Genomic DNA, 19,989 nt, shown 5'->3' on the forward strand with positions numbered 1-19,989 from the left:
TGGGAGTCGTCATCAGCACAAGCAGCAACTCCCGCGGCAGCCGCGCCCGCATAGCCACGATTGCCGCCGCTTCACTCGCGGTGGTCTCCGGCTCGCTGGTTCTCGCCGCTCCTTCGCAGGCCAGTGCGCCTGCCCCGGCGGCCAAGACGGTCACCGGCACCCACCCGACGTGGGCGACCCACGCCGCGGACCAGGGCACCGCGCCGAGCAGCGCCCGCTTCACCGGCACGGTCTACCTCGCCGCCCGCGACCAGGCCGGCCTCGCCGCCTACGCGCAGGCGGTCTCCGACCCGACCAGCGCCCAGTACGGCAAGTTCCGCAGCGCCGACTGGGTCCGCACCACCTACGGCCCGACCGACGCCTCCGTGGCCCAGGTCAAGAGCTGGCTCACCGGCTCCGGCCTGTCCATCGTCAGCAGCAGCTGGCACGCGATCACCGTCTCGGGCACCAGCGCCCAGATGGCGAAGGCCTTCGGTGCGCCGATCCACGACTACCGCGTCCAGGGCCAGGAGGCGCACGCCCCCGCCGCCAACGTGGTGATCCCGGCCTCCGTCGCGAACTACGTGTACGGCGTCGTCGGCCTGAACTCCGCCCTCGGCTCGCACGCCAAGCCCGACTCGGTCAAGGTGAACACCACCGCGGCCGGCGCCGGCAGCAAGGCCGGCGGCGGCCTGCCCACCACGGCGACCTGCTCGGACTACTGGGGCCAGAAGAAGGCCACCGGTGCCCCGGCGGGCTACGTCAAGGGCGCGGTCCCCTTCGACCAGTGCTCCTTCGTCCCGTCCCAGCTGCGCAAGGCCTACGGCATCACCGCCACGGGCCTCACCGGCAAGGGCGCGCGGGTTGCCATCGTCGACGCCTACGGCTCCCCGACGATGCAGGCCGACGCGAACACCTTCGCCACCGCCCACGGTGACAAGGCGTTCCGCAAGGGCCAGTACACCGAGGACGTCACCCCGGCGCAGTGGTCCAACCAGGACGCCTGCGGCGGCCCCGCCGGCTGGGCCGGCGAGGAGGCGCTCGACGTCGAGATGGTGCACGGGCTCGCGCCCGACGCCAACGTCGTCTACGTCGGCGCCAACTCCTGCGAGGACGCCGACCTGTCGGCCGCCCTCGCGAACATCGTCGACAACCACCTGGCCGATGTCGTCTCCAACTCCTGGAGCGAGATCATGCACACCACCGACCAGGGGGACATGACGAAGGCCCAGATCCAGGCCTACGAGCAGATCTTCGAGCAGGGCGCGATCGAGGGCATCGGCTTCGGGTTCTCCTCCGGTGACTGCGGCGACCAGTCGCCCACCGCCGCGGCGACCGGTGCCAACTGCCAGACCGACACCCCGCGTGCCCAGGTCGGCTACCCGTCCTCGGACCCGTGGGTCACCGACGTGGGCGGCACCGCGCTGGGTCTGGCCGACAAGGCCGGCAAGTACGGCTTCGAGACCTCCATGGGCACCCTGCGCTCGGCCCTGTCGGCCGACGGCAAGTCCTGGAGCCCGCTCCCCGGCACCTTCTACTTCGGTGGCGGCGGCGGTACCTCGGAGGACTTCGCTCAGCCCTTCTACCAGAAGGGCGTCGTGCCGAGCCGCCTGTCGCACACGCTGATGACCGGTCAGCACAGCGCGACCGCGCAGCGCGTCACCCCCGACGTCGCCATGAACGGCGACCTGTACACCTCCGTCCTGGTCGGCATGACCACCGACGGCACGTACAGCGAGGGCGGCTACGGCGGCACCAGCGTCGCCTCGCCGGAGTTCGCGGCGGTCCAGGCCGACGCGATCCAGGCGCAGCACGGCCGCGCGATCGGCTTCGCCAACCCGGAGATCTACCAGCGGTCGCTCCACGGTGACTTCCGCGACGTGATCAACCAGGCGGCGGCGCACCACCAGGCCCCGCTGAGCAACGTCGCCGACTTCGGCGTCATCAGCGGCTCGCTGCGCGTCCGTCTGGTCGCCTTCGGCGAGGACACCAGCCTGCAGGCGGTCCGTGGCTTCGACACCGCGACCGGCGTCGGCTCGCCCACCGCGTCCTACCTGCGGTCCTTCCTCTGGAAGAACTGGTCCTCGGGCCTCAGCCACTAAGCGCTGACCGTTCGAAGAACCATCACGGCCTGGGCCCGGTGCGGGAGTTCTCTCCCCGCCGGGCCCAGATCGCTGTCCCGGCGGCGATCAGCACGACACCCGCGGCGAGCCACGGCCACGGGCTCCACTCCTGGGTACAGCCGTTGCCGGAGCAGACGTTCCCGGGCCCCGAGCGGTTGAGCCACGCCACCGCGAGCGGCAGCACCCCCGCTCCCGCGATCAGGCCGGGCAGCCCGCCGTTCGAACGCGGCGTCCTGCCGAGCAGGACCACCGCGACGAGGGTCAGCACCGCGACGTAGGGCCCGATGGTCAGCACGGTCAGCAGCGCCGTCACACCGCCGGCGCCGACCGCCGCCCAGGCCAGGAACCAGATCCAACCGCGCCTCATGACCGCCTCCGGAGTGAGAAAAGGTCGAGCAGGGTGGCGAGCGAGCCGGCCCGGTCGAACAGGGCCGCGGCGGGTGCGGGATCGTCGTCGAGCACGGCCAGCAGCTCCAGCCCCAGGTACATCGCGACGACGCCGTGCGCGATTTCCTCGGGCGGACCGAGACGCGCGGCGGGGGTCCCCCGCAGCGCGTCCGCGGCGAAGCCGCGCCAAGGCCGCAGCCGTTCGGCCACCTCGGGTCGCAGGGCGGTGTTCGCCTGGGCGGCGGCGATCATCTCCACGAGGACGGCCGTGTGCCCGAGCTCCAGATCCTCCTCGAAGACGGTCCGCGCGGCGGCGACCAGCTCCTTGAGGTTCCGGCTCCCGTCGACCAGCGCCTGGTACCGCTCCCGCCGCAGCTCCGCGACCCGGTCCAGGGCGGCGAGCAACAGCCGCTCCACGGAACCGAAGTGGTAGAAGATCAGCGCCTGGTTGCACCCCGCCCGCCCCGCGATCTCGCGGGCGCTGGCGTGCGCGTGCCCCTTCTCCCGCAACGTCGCCATCGCTCCGGCGACCAACGCCTCCCGCGTCTCCGCCGTGGCCATGCGCGCTCCCGCCCCTCACCGGTTTTGAGCACTCGCTCAAAACCAACGCTAGACCTCTGCCCGACAAGGGACAAGTGGTTCGGGCAGCCGTGCAACCCGGACCGAGGAACGCCCGAGGGCGCGGAGCCGGTGGCTCCGCGCCCTCGGGCGTTGTGGCGTCAGACCGTGCGGAAGGCCAGGACGACGTTGTGGCCGCCGAAGCCGAAGGAGTTGTTCAGCGCGGTGATGCTGCCCTCGGCGGGGAGGGCGCGGGGCTCGCCGACGACGATGTCGGCGTCGACCTCGGGGTCGAGGTCGTCGACGTTGATGGTCGGCGGGGCCGTGCGGTGGTGCAGGGCGAGGACGGTGGCGACGGTCTCGATGCCGCCGGCGCCGCCGAGCAGGTGGCCCGTCATGGACTTGGTCGCGGAGATCGCGATGTGGTCCAGGTGGTCGCCGAGCACCCGGCGCAGCGCCTTGATCTCCGCGGTGTCGCCCTGCGGGGTGGACGTGGCGTGCGCGTTGACGTGCACGACCTCGGCCGGGTTCACGTCCGTGGACTCCAGCAGCTGCTCGATCGCGCGGGCCACACCCGCGCCCGTCGGCTCCGGCTGGGCGATGTGGTGGGCGTCGGAGGAGAGGCCCTGGCCGACCGCCTCGCAGTAGACGCGGGCCCCGCGCGCGGCGGCGTGCTCCGCGGACTCCAGGACCACGACGCCCGCGCCCTCGCCGAGGACGAAGCCGTCACGGGCCTTGTCGTAGGGGCGCGAAGCCTGCTGCGGGTGCTCGTTGTTCTTGGACATCGCCATCATGTTGGCGAACGCCGCGATCGGCAGCGGGTGGACCGCCGCCTCGGTGCCGCCGGCGACGACGACGTCGGCGCGGCCGGTGCGGATCATCTCGATCGCGTAGCCGATGGCCTCCGCGCCGGAGGCGCAGGCGGAGACGGGGGTGTGCACGCCGGCCCGCGCACCGACCTCCAGGCCGACGTTGGCCGCCGGGGAGTTGGGCATCAGCATCGGCACGGTGTGCGGGGAGACGCGGCGGACGCCCTTCTCCTTCAGCACGTCGTACTGGTCGAGCAGGGTGGTCACGCCGCCGATGCCGGAGGCGACGACCGCGCCCAGGCGCTCGGGGGCGATCGGGGAGCCGTCCTCGGTCGCCGGGGTGGTGAAACCGGCGTCGGCCCACGCTTCGCGCGCGGCGATCAGCGCGAACTGCGCCGAGCGGTCGAGCTTGCGGGCGAGCGGACGGGGCAGCACCTCGGCCGGGTCGACGGCGGTACGTGCGGCGATGCGGACCGGGAGGTCCGCGGCCCACTCGTCCTCGAGGGGCGAGACGCCGGAGCGGCCCGCCACCAGGCCCTCCCAGGTGGACGCGGCGTCGGCGCCGAGCGGCGTGAAGGCGCCGATCCCGGTGACGACCACGGTGCGGTTGTCGCTGGTCACTGCTGTGTCTCCTGGCAGGGAAGTCCGGGTGGTCCGAGAGGAAGTCCGGGGTGGTTCATTGGGGGCGGGGGACGCCGCCGACCGGCGGCGCCCCCCGGGAAGCGTGTGAACGCTCAGGAGTTGGCGACGATGTAGTTCACGGCGTCGCCGACGGTCTTCAGGTTCTTGACCTCGTCGTCCGGGATCTTGACGTCGAAGCGCTCCTCGGCCGCGACGACGACCTCGACCATGGAGAGCGAGTCGACGTCCAGGTCGTCGGTGAAGGACTTGTCGAGCTGAACGTCCTCGGCAGGGATCCCGGCGATCTCGTTGACGATCTCCGCGAGACCTTCGAGGATCTCTTCCTGGGTGGCCATTGAAGGCTCCTTCTCGTGATGAACGGTGTTTCCTACGGGAGGGTAACGACTGCGGCTGCGTAGACGAGACCCGCCCCGAAGCCGATGATGAGGGCGAGATCGCCGCTCTTCGCCTCGCCGGACTGGAGCATGCGCTCCATCGCCAGCGGGATCGACGCCGCCGAGGTGTTCCCGGTCTCCGCGATGTCGCGGGCCACCGGGACCGACTCGGGCAGCTTGAGCGCCTTGATCATCGCGTCGATGATCCGCATGTTGGCCTGGTGCGGGATGAACGCGCCGAGCTGGTCGGCGGTGATCCCGGCGGCGTCCAGCGCCTGCTGGGCGGCTTTCGCCATGTCCCAGACCGCCCAGCGGAAGACCGTCTGGCCCTCCATGCGCAGGGCCGGCCACTTGGTCTCCTCGCCCGCGCCGTTGACGGCGTCGGGCTTGGCGAACGCGGTGTCCCACGCGGCGGTCTGGCTGATGACGTCGGCCTGCGAGCCGTCGGAACCCCAGACGACCTTGCCGATGCCGGGGGTCTCGGACGGACCCACCACGGCCGCGCCGGCGCCGTCACCGAAGATGAAGGCGGTCGAGCGGTCGTGGATGTCGGTGAGGTCGGACAGGCGCTCCACGCCGATCACGACCACGTACTCGGCGCTGCCGCCGCGCACCATGCCGTCGGCCAGCGACAGGCCGTAGCCGAAGCCGGCGCAGGCGGCGGAGATGTCGAAGGCGGGCGCGGTGCCGCAGCCGAGGCGCTGGGCGATCTCGGTCGCGATGGCGGGCGTCTGCTTCAGGTGCGAGACGGTCGCCACGATGACGCCGCCGACCTGCTCGGGCGCGATCCCGGCCATGGCGATCGCCTTGCTGGCGGCCTGGACCGACATCTCGGCGACGGTCTCCTCGGGGCCGGCCCAGCGGCGCTCGGTGATGCCGCTGCGGGTGCGGATCCACTCGTCCGAGGACTCGATCCAGTTCAGAACCTCGGAGTTGGGGATGACCCGGACCGGGCGGTAGCCGCCGACGCCGTGGATGCGCGAGAACTGCGCCCCCGTGCTGGGCTTGATGGTGGGCTGGGCTGTCATGCGTTCTGCTCCCCGGCTCCGTGCTCGGCCACGAGCGCGAGGGCCTTGTCGAGATCGGCCGGTGTTTTCAGGGCCAGCGTCGCGACACCCTTGACGTTGCGCTTGACCAGGTTGGTGAGGGTCCCCGCGGGAGAGAGCTCGATCATCGCGGTCATGCCCAGTCCGGCCAGGGTCTCCATGCACAGGTCCCAGCGGACCGGGTTGGACACCTGCGAGACCAGGCGCGCCAGCACCTCGGCACCCGAGGTGACGACCTGACCGTCCTTGTTCGAGACGTAGGGGACCGTCGGGTCCGCAGTCGTGAGCGTGGGCGCCAGCTTCTCCAGCCGGACCTGGCCCGGGGCCATGTGCTCGGTGTGGAAGGCGCCCGCCACCTTGAGCGGGATCATCCGGGCACCGGCCGGAGGATCGGCCTTGAGCGCGGCCAGCTGCTCCAGCGTGCCGGCCGCCACGATCTGGCCGCCGCCGTTGTCGTTGGCCGGGGTGACGCCGTGGGCGGCCAGCTTGGCGGCCACCTCCTCCGGGTCCCCGCCGAGCACGGCGACCATGCCGGTGGCGGTCGCGGCGGCGGCCTCGGCCATGCCCAGGCTGCGCTCGCGGACGAACGCCAGCCCGTCCTCGGCGCTCAGCACGTCGGAGGCGACGGCGACGGTGATCTCACCGACGCTGTGACCGGCGACGGCGCCGACCTGCCGGGAGAGGTTCGCGTGGTCCCCGAAGAGCGCCGACGCGGTCACCAGGCCCGCGGCGACCAGCAGCGGCTGGGCGACGGCGGTGTCCTTGATCTCGTCCTCGGTGGCCTCGGTTCCGGCGTGCACCAGGTCCAGGCCGGCCACGTCGGACCAGAGGCGGAGACGGTCGGCGACGCCGGGCACCTCCAGCCACGGGGCGAGGAATCCTGGCGTCTGGGCGCCTTGTCCGGGAGCAACGAGTACGAGCACGTCATCAACCTTCTCTTGTCGGGCCGGTCCGGCGCGGGTGAGGACCGCGACGAAGAACCACGAGTGGAGTTGTGGATTCCCTACAGCGGTGCATCAGCGCAGCTCATCCCTATTGAAGTCGTCCCAGGGCCAGGGCGATGCGGAGGGTGAACGCCGATCGCACGTCCGACGGAGCGTAGCCGGTGATGTCGGTCACACGGCGCAGGCGATAGCGGACGGTGTTGGGGTGCACGAACAGCATCCGGGCGGCCCCCTCCAGCGAGGAGGCCTGCTCCAGATAGACCGAGAGCGTGTCCAGCAGCGCGGATCCGGCCTCGTCGAGCGGTGTGTAGATCTCCTCGACCAGCTGGCTGCGCGCCTGCACGTCGCCGGCGAGCGCGCGCTCGGGCAGCAGGTCGTCCGCGAGCACCGGACGCGGCGCGTCCGGCCACGCCGAGCAGGCCCGCAGACCCGCCGCGGCCGCCTGCGCGGACCGGGTCGCGGACAGCAGGTCCGAGACGGTCGGGCCGATCACCACCGGGCCGGGCGCGAACTGACCGATGAGCGCGCGGGCGGCGACCACGGGATCCCACAGCCGCTCGCCGCTGCGCGGCTTCTTCTCGCCGACGACCACGACCAGCCGGGAGCCGAGCACGCCGGTGAGCACGTGCAGCTTGGCGTGCCGGGCGGCCCGCCGGATCGCCTCGACGACCAGCTCGCTGTCCCCGGCGGGCGCGCTGCCCATCACGACCATGACCCGGTCCGGCGACCCCCAGCCGAGCGCGGCGGCGCGCGACAGCACGCCCTCGTCCGCGTCACCGGACAGCAGCGAGTTGACGACCAGCGCCTCCAGGCGGGCGTCCCAGGCGCCGCGGGCCTCCGCGGCCTGGGCGTAGACCTGCGCGGTGGCGAACGCGATCTCGCGGGCGTAGACCAGCACCGCCTCGCGCAGCGCCTCCTCCGCGCCCGGCGCGGCCACCTCCTCGATCGCCTCCTCGACGACCTCGATGGTGGTCCGGATCATCTCCACGGTCTGGCGCAGGGTGACCGCGCGGGTCAGCTCGCGCGGCGCGGTGCCGAACACGTCCGTGCTGATCGCCTGCGGCGCGTCCGGGTGGCGGAACCACTCGGTGAACGCGGCGATACCGGCCTGCGCCACCAGCCCGATCCAGGAGCGGTGCTCCGGCGGCATGTTGCGGTACCAGGCGAGGTTGTCGTCCATCCGGGCGATGGCGGCGGTGGCCATCTTCCCGGCGGCGCGTTCCAGGTTCTTCAGCGTCTGCGCGTGCTGCTCGGCCGTGGCCATCACGGTTTTGCGCTCGAATGCCGTCCCGCGCCGCGAGCCGCGCCGCACCGAGGTGCGCTCCGCGGTCTCGGCGGTCTGTCCGAGGGCTGCCTCGGCCGGCTGGTTCGCGGGGTTCTGGGCGACTGGGTCTGGCACAGACTAAGCGTGCACCATCGCCGCGCCGATCCGTGCACGGGGACCCACCCGGCGCGGGAGACGCCGGTCACAACTGCCTAGTGTGGCGGTATGCCGCTCAGTATCCGCCGCGCCGGACACCGCTACCGCTCCGAGCCGGAGCCCGGCGTCCGGACCGCGCACGCGTTCTCCTTCTCCGCGCACTACGACCCCGCCAACGTCTCCTTCGGCGCGCTCCTGGCCTGCAACGAGGAACTCCTCGCTGCGGGAGCGGGCTTCGCCGCGCACCGCCACCGCGACACCGAGATCCTCACCTGGGTCCTCGAGGGCGCGTTGGCGCACCGCGACGACCACGGCCACGAGGCCGTGGTGCGCCCCGGACAGCTCCAGTACCTGAGCGCGGGGTCCGGCGTCAGCCACAGCGAGGTCAACGGGGCGACGGACGAACCCGTGCGGTTCCTGCAGTTCTGGCTCCAGCCAGGGGAGTTCGGCACCGAGCCGTCCTACGCGCTGCGCGAGGAGGGCGGCGAGGCGGGCTCGGTGCTGCTGACCCCTCCTGGCATGCTGCGCCGCGAGGACGCCGCCCTGCACCTGCTGCGGGCGGGCGCGTACCTGCCCGTCCCGGAGCTGCCGCAGGCGCCCTACCTCTACCTGCACGTCGCCCGCGGCGGCCTCGGCTTCCGCGAGTCGGGCGGCCCGAAGGGACGGGGCCGCGAGCTGGCCGCGGGCGACGCCGTGCGGATCACCGAGGGGGACGCCCTCGTCGACCCCACGGCCGGTCCGGACGGCGTCGAGCTGCTGGTGTGGGCGATGGACTCACCCGTCAGCTACGGGTGAGTCGAGGGCCGGCTACTGCTTCAGCTCGGCGAGGACCGCGTCGGTGAAGGGCGTCCACAGCTCTGCCGCCCAGGTGCCGAAGTCGCGGTCGGTCAGGACGACGCACGCCGCGCCCGCCGCCGGGTCGACCCACAGGAAGGTGCCCGACTGGCCGAAGTGGCCGAAGGTCGCGGGGGAGCTGGTGAGGCCGGTCCAGTGCGGGGACTTGTGGTCGCGGATGTCGAAGCCGAGGCCCCAGTCGTTCGGCTTCTGGTGGCCGTAGCCCGGCAGGACGCCGTTCAGGCCGGGGAAGGCGACGCGAGCGGCCTCGGCGACGGTCTCGGGGTGGAGCACCCGCGGTGCCTGCAGCTCCGCGGCGAAGCGGGCCAGGTCCTCGGCGGTGGAGACGCCGCCCGCGCCGGCGGGGCTCTTGCTCGCGGCGTCGAGCCGGCTGCCGCTCATGCCGAGCGGGGCGAAGACCGCCTCCGCCGCGTACTGCGGGAACGGCATGCCCGTCGCCTTGGCGACCGTCTCGGCCAGCACGTCGAAGCCCGCGTTCGAGTACAGGCGGCGGGTGCCGGGCGCGGCCATCGCGCGGTGCTCGTCGAAGGCGAGGCCGGAGGTGTGCGCCAGCAGGTGCCTGACCGTCGATCCCTCCGGGCCCGCCGGGTCGTCCAGCTCCAGCGCGCCCTCCTCGACGGCGACCAGGGTGGCGTACGCCGTCAGCGGCTTGGTCACCGAAGCGAGCTTGAAAGGGTGCCGCTGCGGGCCGTGGCTGCCGGCCACGCTGCCGTCGCGGCGGACGACGACGGCCGCCGCGGTGGTGACGGGCCACTGTTCGATCAGGCGCAGGCTCTCCATGGGGGCGAGTCTAGGGAGTGTTCCTTGCTTAGAGTGCACTCGAAGTCAGTAGCGTCGGTGGGGACACGATCGGAAGGGGGCCGCAGATGTCGCAGGCAGCCGTAGTGGGAAGCGAGTTCGAGGCGCGCTACACGATCGGCGAGGTGGCCGAGCGCACCGGGCTCAGCGCGCACACGCTGCGCTGGTACGAGCGGATCGGCCTGCTGGACCACCCGGCCCGCTCGCACCACGGGCAACGCCGCTTCAGCGAGGCGGACCTGGGCTGGCTGGCCTTCCTCGGCAACCTGCGGGCGACCGGCATGCCGGTCGCGGCGATGCTGCGCTACACCGAGCTGGTCCGCGCCGGCGACGGGACGCGGGCCGAGCGGCGCGAGCTGCTGATCGCGCACCGCGAGGAGGTGCTGGCGCGGATCCGCGACCTGCAGGCGAACCTTCTGGTCCTGGATTACAAGATCGACTTGTACGGCCAAGATTGTCAGTAAGGCGAGAGGCAGGACTGAGTCACATGAGCAAGATCCCGACCACCACGCTGGGCGCGAACGGCCCCGTCGTCGGCGTCCAGGGCCTCGGCTGCATGGGCATGAGCGAGTTCTACAGCGACCAGTTCGGCGACACCGGCGAGAGCGAGTCCCGCGCCACGCTCGAGCGGGCCCTCGAGTTGGGCGTCACGCTCTTCGACACGGCCGACATGTACGGCTTCGGCCGCAACGAGGAGCTCGTCGGCCCGTTCGTGCAGGCCCACCGCGACGAGGTGGTGCTCGCGACGAAGTTCGCCATCGAGCGCCGCGAGGACGACCCGGCCTATCGCGCGGTCCGCAACGACGCGGCCTACGTCCGTCAGGCCGTCGACGCGAGCCTGCGACGCCTGGGCGTCGACCACATCGACCTGTACTACATGCACCGCCGCAACCCCGAGGTCCCGCTGGCCGAGTCGGTCGGCGCGATGGCGGAGCTGGTCGCCGCGGGCAAGGTGCGCCACCTCGGCCTGTCCGAGGTCAACGGCGACGAGCTGCGGGAGGCGCACGCGATCCACCCGATCACCGCGCTGCAGTCGGAGTGGTCGCTCTTCTCCCGTGACGTCGAGCGGAGCGCGGTGCCCGCGGCGGCGGAGCTGGGCGTCGCGTTCGTGCCGTACTCCCCGCTCGGCCGCGGCTTCCTGACGGGGTCCTTCAGCAACGCGGGCGAGCTGGCGGCGAGCGACTTCCGCAACTACCAGCCGCGCTTCACCGGCGACAACGCCGCGCACAACGCGGCGCTGCTCGCCCCGGTCCACAAGATCGCCGCAGAGCGCGGCGCGACGGTGGGCCAGGTGGCCCTCGCCTGGGTCCACCAGCGCGCCCAGGTCCACCACCTGTCCGTCGTCCCGATCCCGGGCACCCGCAAGCGCACCCGCCTGGAGGAGAACACCGCGGCGACCTCGCTGATCCTCACCGACGCGGAGCTCGCCACCCTGGAACCCATCGCCGCCCAGGTCGCCGGTGACCGCTACGCGGACATGAGCAGCATCTCGAAGTGAGGTGGCTGTACAGGGGTGCGGGGAACTGCGCGACAAGCCACCGGCGTGCGATGGTCCTCACGGAACAGGCCATCCGCACAGGGTGGTTGCTCGCGCAGTTCCCCGCACCCCTGGAGTCCTACGAGGTCACGTCGCCGTACTGGCCCAGCGCGATGTCCGCGTAGTTGCGGAGGCTGGCCGTGCCCGGGGTGTAGTAGCCGTTGTGGCCGGCGGCGCCGGTGGAGGCGACGAGGTGGGAGCCGAAGCCGGCGCTGGTGGGGTCCTGGCCGTGGCCGAGGCCGGCGAACTCGAGGTAGGGGACGTTGCCGATCCAGTCGGTGGCGTTGCGCACCGTCGCCCAGAGGCGGACGCCCGCGCCGAGGGCGGAGGCGTCGTCGATGTCCATGCCGGGGCTGCCCAGCACGACCATGTCGGTGACCGTGCCGGTCGCGTGCAGGGTGGGGGCGGCCACGCCGCAGACGACCGAGCCGTAGGAGTGGCAGAAGAGAGACGGCGGCGTGCCGGGGTGCGCGGTGACCGCGAGGCCCGCGAGGAAGCGGGTGAGGCGGGGGGCGGCCGCGTCCGCGAGGCGGGACGTCGCGGCGTCGGCGCCGAGGCCCACGGGGGTGACGTAGTCGGCCCAGGCTATGGCGGCGGTGGTGGTGCCGGGGGAGACCTGCTGCTCCTCGGCGCGCAGCGCCTGCGCCTCGCCCTGGACGCGGTCGAAGTGGGCGAGGTCGATGTCCGAGCCGGGGACGAGGACGGAGACCTTCTCCGCGGTGGCGAGGTCGCCGAAGACCTCCGCGACCAGGCCGCGGCTGCGCGGGTCGAAGGCGATGACCTGGTGGCCGGGCTGGGTGAGCTGCGTCAGCATCGCGATCTGCGCGGTCGACTGCGGGTCGTGCTTCTTCAGGCGGTCCAGCTCGGCCTGCATGGCGAGGTGGTTGGCCTGGTAGCGCAGCGCCGGGGGCGCGCCGTCGAGGTTGCCGACGACGAGGGGGTAGTTCGCGACGAGCTGCTGCTGCTGGGCGTGGGTGAGCCCGGCGAAGAACGCGGCGACCTCGGTCGCGCTCGCCGACGCGGGGTCCGGCATGGTGACGCCGAGGCTGCGGTCGTGCAGCCAGGCCGCGCTGCCCGCGGGCGGGGTGGTGACGGCGATCTGCTCGGTGGAGACGGCCGCTCCGGCGGCCGCGGCACCCGTGCCGGCGAGACAGGTGAAGGAGACCAACGCTGCCACCAGGGTGCGCTTGAACCGCATGCAGGTGTCTCCTCGGGGTTGCCGGCGACCGTCGTGCGGGCGCGAACAGCCCGGTGGTCTCGCGGGTGCGGGGCGTCACGGCGTGCGGCGACATGCCCGCCATGCGAGACGCTTTGCGCAAGCGTAAGGGCATCGTCCGGGTGCGTACGCTGTACGAGCCGGGCACAAACTGCGACAACCATCACAATGGCCGTCAATCGACGGAGCTTCGTGCGGGATTCTTACGAGCCGTTCACACAGCGACGGTGGGCGACGCCGTGAGGCGTCACCCACCGTCGTCAGCCTGTGAACAACCCGCTGTCAGCTGTGCTTGAAGGTCACCGAGAAGTTCTCGCCGCCCGAGAGCGAGGAGGTGGTCGCCTTCGTCGTGGAGCCGGAGACCATGTTGATCTGGTCGGCGCTGTAGTTGCCCAGCGGCTGGCCGTTGGCAAGGGAGTTGGTGAAGTTGACCGTGCCGAAGTTCGTCAGCGGCAGCACGCCCGTGGAGCTGGACGGCGCCTCGGCGATCACCTCGACCGAGTAGCGCTGCGCCGGCGAGTAGGTCTTGCTGACCGAGCGGCTCCACCCCTGGGTGGTGTCACTCAGCTTCATGGTGAACTTGCCGGAGCCGTTGAAGGTCACCGAACCCGTGAAGTGGTCGCCCGGCCTGACGGTGTTCGAGAAGTTCACCGGGTACGCCGGGTACATCTCGTACCAGGAGTAGTACTGCGGCGAGCCGCCCGAGCAGTCGACCTCCGAGCCGGTCTGCTCGACGCTGTTGCTGCCGTCGCCGTCGATGCCGACCCAGAAGCTGGAGTAGCTCGTGGCGCTGGTGCACTTGCCGGTCGGCTGCACCCAGCTCGCGGAGATGCTGGTGAAGCCGCCGCCGGTGGCGGCGAAGCCGGCCCAGTTGGAGCTGGAGCTGTTGCGCAGGTGGATGTGCAGGTTGTGCACGGTGCCGTTGGCGATCGCGGGGGCGGCGGTCGCGAAGGCGGGCGCGGCAGTCCCGAGGACGGCCAGCAGGGCGGCGGACAGAGCGGTGGTGCGACGGGTCGTACGCATGGAGCTCCTCTCGCACGAAATGCCGAATCTGTTGTCGGCGTGCGGCCAAGGTAGAGGAGTGTCACCACGCGGGGGAGTGGTTCGTCCGAATCCACAGAAAAATGCCACAGCAAACCAAGAGGCTCGGTGACGGTTGGTCACCGAGCCTCTGGCGCTTGTGGATTAAGCGATCACGCGTCGCCGCCGGCGTTGCCGGGGTGGGCGGCCGCGACGTCCAGCAGCTGGTAGCGGTCGATGGCCGCCTTCAGCGCCGTGCGGTCGACCTTGCCCTGCTTGGCCAGCTCGGTCAGCACGCCCAGCACGATCGACTGCGCGTCGATGTGGAAGTAGCGGCGCGCCGCGCCACGGGTGTCGGCGAAGCCGAAGCCGTCGGCGCCCAGCGACTGGTACTGGCCCGGCACCCAGCGCGAGATCTGGTCCGGCACCGCGCGCATCCAGTCGGAGACGGCCACGAACGGGCCCTCGCTGCCTGCCAGCTTGCGCTGCACGAACGGGACGCGCTGCTCCTCGTCCGGGTTGAGCAGGTTGAACTCCTCGGTCTCCACCGCGTCGCGGCGCAGCTCGTTCCAGGAGGTCACCGACCAGACGTCGGCCCTGACGTTCCACTCCGCGGCGAGGATGCGCTGGGCCTCCAGCGCCCACGGCACGGCCACGCCGGAGGCGAGGATCTGTGCCGGGACCTGGCCCTCCTGACCCTCCGCCAGCTTGTGGACGCCCTTGAGGATGCCCTCGACGTCCACGTTCTCGGGCTCGGCCGGCATCTGGATCGGCTCGTTGTAGACCGTGAGGTAGTAGAAGACGTCCTCGCCGTGCGGGTGCTCGGGGCTGCTGCCGTACATGCGGCGCAGACCGTCCTGCACGATGTGGGCGATCTCGTAGCCGTAGGCCGGGTCGTAGCTGACGGCCGCCGGGTTGGTCGAGGCCAGCAGCTGGCTGTGGCCGTCGGCGTGCTGCAGGCCCTCACCGGTCAGCGTGGTGCGGCCGGCCGTCGCGCCGAGCACGAAGCCGCGCGCCAGCTGGTCGGCCATCTGCCAGAACTGGTCACCCGTGCGCTGGAACCCGAACATCGAGTAGAAGACGTAGACCGGGATCAGCGGCTCGCCGTGAGTAGCGTAGGACGAACCCGCGGCGATCAGCGAGGCGGTGGAGCCGGCCTCGGTGATGCCGTCCTGGATCATCTGGCCCTGCGGCGAGGTCTTGTACGCGAGCAGCAGGTCGCGGTCGACCGACTCGTACTGCTGACCCATCGGGTCGTAGATCTTCGCGGACGGGAAGAGCGAGTCCATGCCGAAGGTGCGGTACTCGTCTGGCGCGATCGTCACGAAGCGCTTGCCGATGTTCTTGTCCCGCATCAGGTCCTTGAGCAGGCGGACGAAGGCCATGGTGGTGGCGATCGACTGCTGGCCGGAGCCCTTCTTGAGGACCTTGTAGGCGTCGTCGCCGGGGAGCTCCAGCTTGCGCGGCCGCACCTTGCGGGTCGGCATGTAACCGCCGAGCTCCGCACGGCGGTCGTGCATGTACTGGATCTCCTCCGAGTCCTTGCCCGGGTGGTAGTAGGGCGGGTAGCCCTCGTCCAGCTGCTTGTCGGTGATCGGCAGGTGCAGCCGGTCACGGAAGCGCTTGAGGTCCTCGACCGTCAGCTTCTTCATCTGGTGGGTCGCGTTGCGGCCCTCGAAGTTCGGGCCGAGCGTCCAGCCCTTGACGGTCTGGGCCAGGATGACGGTCGGCTGGCCCTTGTGCTCGGTCGCGGCCTTGAACGCGGCGTAGACCTTCTTGTGGTCGTGGCCGCCGCGGCCCAGGTGCTGGATCTGCTCGTCGCTCAGGTTCTCGACCATGGCGCGCAGGCGCAGGTCGCCGCCGAAGAAGTGCTCGCGGATGTACGCGCCGGACTCGGTGGCGTAGGTCTGGAACTGGCCGTCGGGCGTGGTGTTCATCTTGTTGACCAGGGCGCCGTCGCGGTCCTGGGCCAGCAGCGGGTCCCAGGTGCGGTCCCAGATGAGCTTGATCACGTTCCAGCCGTTGCCGCGGAAGATCGACTCCAGCTCCTGGATGATCTTGCCGTTGCCGCGAACCGGCCCGTCGAGACGCTGCAGGTTGCAGTTGACCACGAAGGTCAGGTTGTCCAGGCCCTCGCGCGCGGCGATGGACAGCTGGCCGAGCGACTCGACCTCGTCCATCTCGCCGTCGCCGAGGAAGGCCCACACGCGCGAGTCGGAGGTGTCCTTGATGCCGTGGTTCAGCAGGTAGCGGTTCATCCGCGCCTGGTAGATCGCGCCCAGCGGGCCCAGGCCCATGGACACGGTCGGGAACTCCCAGAAGTCCGGCATGTTGCGCGGGTGCGGGTAGCTGGACAGGCCGTACGGCGCGCGCGAGTGCTCCTGGCGGAAGCTGTCGAGCTGCTGCTCGGAGAGGCGGTCCAGCAGGTAGGCGCGGGCGTAGATGCCCGGCGAGGCGTGACCCTGGAAGTAGATCTGGTCGCCGGAGGCGCCCTCGGCGTCCTTGCCCTTGAAGAAGTAGTTGAAGCCCACGTCGTACAGCGACGCCGAGGAGGCGAAGGTCGCGATGTGGCCGCCCACGCCGATCCCCGGACGCTGCGCGCGGGAGACCATCACCGCGGCGTTCCAGCGGGTGGCGTTCAGGACCTTGCGCTCGATCTCCTCGTTGCCGGGGAAGAAGGGCTCGTCCTTGGTGGCGATGGTGTTGACGTAGTCCGTGCTGCGCATCTCCGGCACGGCGACGCGCCGCTCGCGGGCGCGCTCGATCAGCCGCAGCATGAGGTAGCGGGCGCGCTCACGGCCGCGCTCGTCGACGGCGGCGTCGAGGGAGTCCAGCCATTCGCTGGTCTCCTCGGGATCGAAGTCAGGGACCTGGCTGGGCAGGCCGCCAATGATGATCGGGTTGCGATCGGATCCGGAAGCCACGCTGTTCCTTCACTTGTCGGTCGTTGCGGAGGGTGTGTCGCGCCGCCTCCATCGTGGACCGCAGGGGGAGAAACGTCATCTCTACCCATGAGTAACCGATTCGTGCCCCGACGGGAGTAATCCCTTAGGGGCAATCGAGCCGGTTCTCGCCAGGTGCGCGGTGTCGCACGACGAGGTGGCCCGACCCGTCCCCACAACGTTGTGGAGTGGGCAGGCTGGGGAGGGCCAACAGGAGACTCTACGCCTGGTCAAGGACTACTCGGTCACATGGTCGAGTGCTGAGACGTGCCGGGCGGCGCTCCGTGCTGCGATCCCTACGAGGAGTGAGCGACGCCTACAGCGGGTAAGGGGAAGGTCGATCCGCTGCGCGGAACGCCGTTTGCTGGTGATACTGGGGCAAATGGGAGTGATCCCGGTCACTCCCGACGGCGTGTCGCACCGCGACTCACCGTAGCCAGGGGCTGATCGGAGGCCGGGTACTTGCGCTCCGCGCCCCGCCCGTGTGGACTACCGGCACAGCCCTGGTACCAGAAGACAGGGTCGGATATAGGAGGCAATTCCCGTGAGCGCGACCGCGGACCCCGCGGAGGACAAGACCAGCCAGGCACGTCGGCTGGGCCTTGAGCCCGGACAGGTGGTCCAGGAGCTCGGTTACGACGAGGACGTCGACCAGGTCCTGCGTGAGTCCATCGAGGAACTCACCGGCACCGAGCTCGTCGACGAGGACTACGACGACGTCGCCGACGTCGTGCTGATGTGGTTCCGCGAGGACAGCGAAGACGGAGATCTGACCGACTCCCTCGTCGATGCCCAGGAGTACCTGGTGGAGGGCGGCCTGGTCTGGCTGCTGACGCCGAAGACCGGGCGCGAGGGCCATGTCGAGGCCAGCGACATCGCCGACGCCGCACAGACGGCCGGGCTGTCGCAGACCAGCACGGCGGCGGTGAGCAAGGAGTGGTCGGCGGTCCGCCTGGCCACCCCGAAGGCCGCCAAGGCCGGCAAGCGCTGAGGCGCTCCCCGAGCATCCCGAGCTGACGAGCGGGGCCCGGACGGATTCCCGTCCGGGCCCCGTTTCGCATGTGCCGAGCCGGGCACGAAAGCCCCGAAATGCCGGTCTTGCGGCGTCGGCGGCAGAATGGCGGCATGGCAGAAGATCACCAACCGGTCCTGCACGGGCCGCGCGGCGTCGCCGACGAGCCGCCGGAGAGCCTGCGGGCGCGCGTCCTCGGCGGCTGGGACGCGGTGCTCGCCGCCGCGGCCGGCCCGTCCGACGCGGGGGAGGAGCCGTGGGATCTGCGGCCGCTGGCCGCGCTGGGCTCCTGGCCCGGCCGACCGGTCCTCGGCGGCGTCATGGCCGCGGCCCACGGCCTGCCGGTCCCCGAGCGCCGCCCCAAGCCCTTCGACCCCTCGCCCGAGGAAGTCAGGGCCGCACTGGCGGAGGCCAGGGAGCGGGTCGTCACGGCGCTGGACGAGGTCCTGGCCGCGCCGGAGCTCGGCCGCCGCATCGTGGACTCCCCGCTCGGTCCGCTGCCGGTGCTGACGCAGATCCACGCCATGGGCCACGAGGCCGCACAGGCCGTCCACGACGCCACCGGCTCCGTCCCCCCGCCGCTCGCCGACGCGGGTCTGGCCGCGATGGTCGACGTGGTCGGCGCGCTGGCCTGGCGGGCCAGGATCCCCTCCGCGGCGGGCCTGTGGGAGCCCGACGGCGGTCTGGGCTGGGTCTTCACCGCCGACGCGGACGGCTGGCGGGTTCGCCGCCACGAATCGGCGGACGACCTCCCCGGTGTCGAGGGCGCGGCCCGTCACCTCCTGGTCTCCACGGGCTCCGTCCCGGCGATGCTCGCCCGCGGCGAGATCCGCATGCGCCGCGTCGGCGGCCTCCTCGCCCTGGCCCCCCTCGTCGAACAGGTCCCCAACCTCCCGGGCGGCCCCCTGCTGCGCAGGGCGGTGGGCGCGGTGTCCTTGCTCGGCAAGCTGCCGGGCTTCCGCTGAGACGTTGCGTCGCAGCGCCTCAGGGGCGCGGGCAACCACGCTGTGCGGACGGCCCCCTGCGCGCCCGTGGCTGCTTGCGGCCTCGGGCAGGAGCGACATCCCGACGTGGCAGGATGGCCCCGGCACGGCCTACGACGATGAGGGGTTTTCGCATGGCTATCGAGGTCGGTTCTCCGGCTCCCGAGTTCTCGCTCAAGAACCAGCACGGCGAGGTCGTCTCGCTCGCGGACTTCCGTGGCGAGAAGAACGTTGTGCTGGTCTTCTACCCGTTCGCCTTCACCGGTGTCTGCACCGGCGAGCTCTGCAGCCTCGAGCGCGAGCTGCCGTCGTTCCAGAACGACGACGTGCAGATCCTGGCCGTCTCCAACGACTCGCCGTTCACGCTGCGGGTCTTCGCCGAGCAGGAGGGCCTGGAGTACCCGCTGCTCTCTGACTTCTGGCCGCACGGCGAGGTGTCCCGTGCCTACGGCGTGTTCGACGAGGAGAAGGGCTGCGCCGTCCGCGGCACCTTCGTCATCGACAAGCAGGGCGTCGTCCGCTGGACCGTCGTCAACGGCCTGCCGGACGCGCGTGACCAGCAGGAGTACCTGAAGGCGCTGCAGGCCCTCTGAGCCTGATCCGCCGAGCCGACGAAAGGGCCCGTGGGAACCGGTTCGCCGGGGCCCGCGGGCCCTGTGCCGAAGTGCTGATGCCCCGTTACGATCGAGGCCGGCAACGCGAGATCGGCGCGGCAGAGGGGCAGGAACTTAAGCCATGGGCGTCACGCTGGCCAAGGGCGGAAACGTCTCACTCTCCAAGGCGGCCCCGCACCTGACGACGGTGCGGATCGGGCTCGGCTGGCATGCGCGGTCGGCGACCGGCGCGCCGTTCGACCTCGACGCCAGCGCCCTGCTCTGCTCCGGCGGGCGCGTGCTGGGCGACGAGTACTTCATCTTCTACAACCACCTCAAGAGCCCCGAGGGCTCGGTCGAGCACCACGGCGACGACGTCCGCGGCGGTGACGGCGCGGACGACGACGAGGCGATCACCGTCCAGCTCGCCCTGGTGCCCACCCAGGTCGACAAGATCGTGTTTCCGGTCTCGATCTACGACGCCGAGATCCGCAGGCAGAGTTTCGGCCAGGTTCGCGGCGCCTTCATCCGGGTGGTCAACGAGCAGGACGGAACCGAGCTCGCCCGCTACGACCTGTCCGAAGAGGCGTCCGACCAGACAGCGATGATCTTCGGTGAGCTCTACCGCTACGACGGGGAGTGGAAGTTCCGAGCCGTCGGTCAGGGGTATGCGACCGGATTGCGAGGCATCGCCCTAGACTTTGGGGTGAACGTTTCGTAAGAATCCGTCATGAGATGCTGGGGGCATCTC

The 19,989-nt window shown here is 71.2% G+C and carries 19 protein-coding genes; 8 read left to right on the top strand and 11 right to left on the bottom strand.

Translation table 11 applies throughout. The features are described 5' to 3' along the window. Positions 1–80: 80 nt before the first annotated feature. Positions 81–2,081, top strand: a complete 2,001-nt coding sequence (locus tag TR49_RS28660; protein WP_042386798.1) for a S53 family peptidase — start codon at positions 81–83, stop codon at positions 2,079–2,081. 22 nt (positions 2,082–2,103) lie between these two features. Here the strand turns inward: TR49_RS28660 and TR49_RS28665 are convergent, their stop codons facing one another. The 7 genes from TR49_RS28665 to TR49_RS28695 form a co-directional block, all read right to left on the bottom strand. Next, positions 2,104–2,469, bottom strand: coding sequence for a hypothetical protein (locus TR49_RS28665; protein WP_042386800.1), 366 nt, complete (start codon positions 2,467–2,469; stop codon positions 2,104–2,106). Beyond that, positions 2,466–3,050 carry a TetR/AcrR family transcriptional regulator gene (locus TR49_RS28670; protein WP_042386801.1) on the bottom strand — a complete coding sequence of 195 codons (585 nt, stop codon included), beginning with the start codon at positions 3,048–3,050 and terminating at the stop codon, positions 2,466–2,468. The genes TR49_RS28665 and TR49_RS28670 overlap by 4 nt, the downstream gene beginning before the upstream one ends. A gap of 158 nt (positions 3,051–3,208) precedes the next feature. Continuing rightward, on the bottom strand, positions 3,209–4,477 hold the full coding sequence (gene fabF / locus TR49_RS28675) for a beta-ketoacyl-ACP synthase II (protein WP_042386802.1): 1,269 nt from the start codon (positions 4,475–4,477) through the stop codon (positions 3,209–3,211). A 113-nt stretch (positions 4,478–4,590) separates the two neighbouring features. Beyond that, entirely contained in the window at positions 4,591–4,833 is a 243-nt protein-coding gene (locus tag TR49_RS28680; protein WP_042372202.1) for an acyl carrier protein, read from the bottom strand. A gap of 32 nt (positions 4,834–4,865) precedes the next feature. Next, entirely contained in the window at positions 4,866–5,900 is a 1,035-nt protein-coding gene (locus TR49_RS28685) for a beta-ketoacyl-ACP synthase III (RefSeq protein WP_042386803.1), read from the bottom strand. Then, positions 5,897–6,841: an ACP S-malonyltransferase gene (locus TR49_RS28690; RefSeq protein ID WP_042386804.1), complete on the bottom strand. Its 945-nt coding sequence runs from the start codon at positions 6,839–6,841 to the stop codon at positions 5,897–5,899. Before TR49_RS28690 ends, TR49_RS28685 begins: the two co-directional genes overlap by 4 nt. Positions 6,842–6,950: 109 nt before the next feature. After that, positions 6,951–8,126 (bottom strand): PucR family transcriptional regulator, encoded by a 1,176-nt coding sequence (locus TR49_RS28695; RefSeq protein ID WP_042386850.1) that lies wholly within the window; start codon positions 8,124–8,126, stop codon positions 6,951–6,953. A 225-nt stretch (positions 8,127–8,351) separates the two neighbouring features. Between TR49_RS28695 and TR49_RS28700 the strand changes: the two genes are divergently transcribed. Beyond that, positions 8,352–9,077 (top strand): pirin family protein, encoded by a 726-nt coding sequence (locus TR49_RS28700; RefSeq protein ID WP_042386805.1) that lies wholly within the window; start codon positions 8,352–8,354, stop codon positions 9,075–9,077. A 12-nt stretch (positions 9,078–9,089) separates the two neighbouring features. On the opposite strand, the gene TR49_RS28705 is transcribed toward TR49_RS28700, so the two are convergent. Then, positions 9,090–9,917: a serine hydrolase domain-containing protein gene (locus TR49_RS28705; protein ID WP_042386807.1), complete on the bottom strand. Its 828-nt coding sequence runs from the start codon at positions 9,915–9,917 to the stop codon at positions 9,090–9,092. An 86-nt stretch (positions 9,918–10,003) separates the two neighbouring features. Between TR49_RS28705 and TR49_RS28710 the strand changes: the two genes are divergently transcribed. Then, a complete protein-coding gene (locus tag TR49_RS28710) occupies positions 10,004–10,399 on the top strand; it encodes a MerR family transcriptional regulator (protein ID WP_042386809.1) in 396 nt (131 codons plus the stop codon). 23 nt (positions 10,400–10,422) lie between these two features. Beyond that, the gene (locus TR49_RS28715) at positions 10,423–11,433 is read left to right on the top strand and encodes an aldo/keto reductase (protein ID WP_174501617.1); all 1,011 of its coding nucleotides are present in this window, start codon (positions 10,423–10,425) and stop codon (positions 11,431–11,433) included. A gap of 118 nt (positions 11,434–11,551) precedes the next feature. On the opposite strand, the gene TR49_RS28720 is transcribed toward TR49_RS28715, so the two are convergent. The 3 genes from TR49_RS28720 to aceE all read right to left on the bottom strand — a co-directional run bounded on the left by TR49_RS28720 (position 11,552) and on the right by aceE (position 16,632). Further along, complete coding sequence (locus TR49_RS28720; protein WP_042386811.1) at positions 11,552–12,670, bottom strand: alpha/beta hydrolase; 1,119 nt, start codon at positions 12,668–12,670, stop codon at positions 11,552–11,554. A 300-nt stretch (positions 12,671–12,970) separates the two neighbouring features. Further along, positions 12,971–13,711: a G1 family glutamic endopeptidase gene (locus TR49_RS28725; RefSeq protein ID WP_042386813.1), complete on the bottom strand. Its 741-nt coding sequence runs from the start codon at positions 13,709–13,711 to the stop codon at positions 12,971–12,973. Between the two features lie 170 nt (positions 13,712–13,881). Continuing rightward, on the bottom strand, positions 13,882–16,632 hold the full coding sequence (gene aceE / locus TR49_RS28730; protein WP_042386815.1) for a pyruvate dehydrogenase (acetyl-transferring), homodimeric type: 2,751 nt from the start codon (positions 16,630–16,632) through the stop codon (positions 13,882–13,884). Positions 16,633–17,194: 562 nt separating this feature from the next. Between aceE and TR49_RS28735 the strand changes: the two genes are divergently transcribed. The 4 genes from TR49_RS28735 to TR49_RS28750 all read left to right on the top strand — a co-directional run bounded on the left by TR49_RS28735 (position 17,195) and on the right by TR49_RS28750 (position 19,959). Next, positions 17,195–17,641: a DUF3052 domain-containing protein gene (locus tag TR49_RS28735; protein ID WP_042386817.1), complete on the top strand. Its 447-nt coding sequence runs from the start codon at positions 17,195–17,197 to the stop codon at positions 17,639–17,641. A gap of 134 nt (positions 17,642–17,775) precedes the next feature. Beyond that, positions 17,776–18,627, top strand: a complete 852-nt coding sequence (locus TR49_RS28740) for a DinB family protein (protein WP_042386819.1) — start codon at positions 17,776–17,778, stop codon at positions 18,625–18,627. Positions 18,628–18,779: 152 nt separating this feature from the next. Continuing rightward, complete coding sequence (locus tag TR49_RS28745) at positions 18,780–19,238, top strand: peroxiredoxin (protein ID WP_042386820.1); 459 nt, start codon at positions 18,780–18,782, stop codon at positions 19,236–19,238. Between the two features lie 142 nt (positions 19,239–19,380). Further along, positions 19,381–19,959, top strand: a complete 579-nt coding sequence (locus TR49_RS28750; RefSeq protein ID WP_042386822.1) for a TerD family protein — start codon at positions 19,381–19,383, stop codon at positions 19,957–19,959. The last annotated feature ends 30 nt before the right edge of the window (positions 19,960–19,989 follow it).

Origin of the sequence: Streptacidiphilus melanogenes (assembly GCF_000787835.1) — a bacterium.
GTDB classification, from domain to species: Bacteria; Actinomycetota; Actinomycetes; order Streptomycetales; family Streptomycetaceae; genus Streptacidiphilus; species Streptacidiphilus melanogenes.

Coding starts and splice junctions, on each gene's coding strand:
- TR49_RS28685 (WP_042386803.1), bottom strand. CDS start 5,900: ATGACAGCCCAGCCCACCATCAAGCCCAGCACGGGGGCGCAGTTCTCG.
- TR49_RS28740 (WP_042386819.1), top strand. CDS start 17,776: ATGGCAGAAGATCACCAACCGGTCCTGCACGGGCCGCGCGGCGTCGCC.
- TR49_RS28745 (WP_042386820.1), top strand. CDS start 18,780: ATGGCTATCGAGGTCGGTTCTCCGGCTCCCGAGTTCTCGCTCAAGAAC.
- TR49_RS28695 (WP_042386850.1), bottom strand. CDS start 8,126: ATGGCCACGGCCGAGCAGCACGCGCAGACGCTGAAGAACCTGGAACGC.
- TR49_RS28715 (WP_174501617.1), top strand. CDS start 10,423: ATGAGCAAGATCCCGACCACCACGCTGGGCGCGAACGGCCCCGTCGTC.
- TR49_RS28700 (WP_042386805.1), top strand. CDS start 8,352: ATGCCGCTCAGTATCCGCCGCGCCGGACACCGCTACCGCTCCGAGCCG.
- TR49_RS28705 (WP_042386807.1), bottom strand. CDS start 9,917: ATGGAGAGCCTGCGCCTGATCGAACAGTGGCCCGTCACCACCGCGGCG.
- TR49_RS28720 (WP_042386811.1), bottom strand. CDS start 12,670: ATGCGGTTCAAGCGCACCCTGGTGGCAGCGTTGGTCTCCTTCACCTGT.
- TR49_RS28670 (WP_042386801.1), bottom strand. CDS start 3,050: ATGGCCACGGCGGAGACGCGGGAGGCGTTGGTCGCCGGAGCGATGGCG.
- TR49_RS28680 (WP_042372202.1), bottom strand. CDS start 4,833: ATGGCCACCCAGGAAGAGATCCTCGAAGGTCTCGCGGAGATCGTCAAC.
- TR49_RS28665 (WP_042386800.1), bottom strand. CDS start 2,469: ATGAGGCGCGGTTGGATCTGGTTCCTGGCCTGGGCGGCGGTCGGCGCC.
- TR49_RS28710 (WP_042386809.1), top strand. CDS start 10,004: ATGTCGCAGGCAGCCGTAGTGGGAAGCGAGTTCGAGGCGCGCTACACG.
- TR49_RS28725 (WP_042386813.1), bottom strand. CDS start 13,711: ATGCGTACGACCCGTCGCACCACCGCTCTGTCCGCCGCCCTGCTGGCC.
- TR49_RS28750 (WP_042386822.1), top strand. CDS start 19,381: ATGGGCGTCACGCTGGCCAAGGGCGGAAACGTCTCACTCTCCAAGGCG.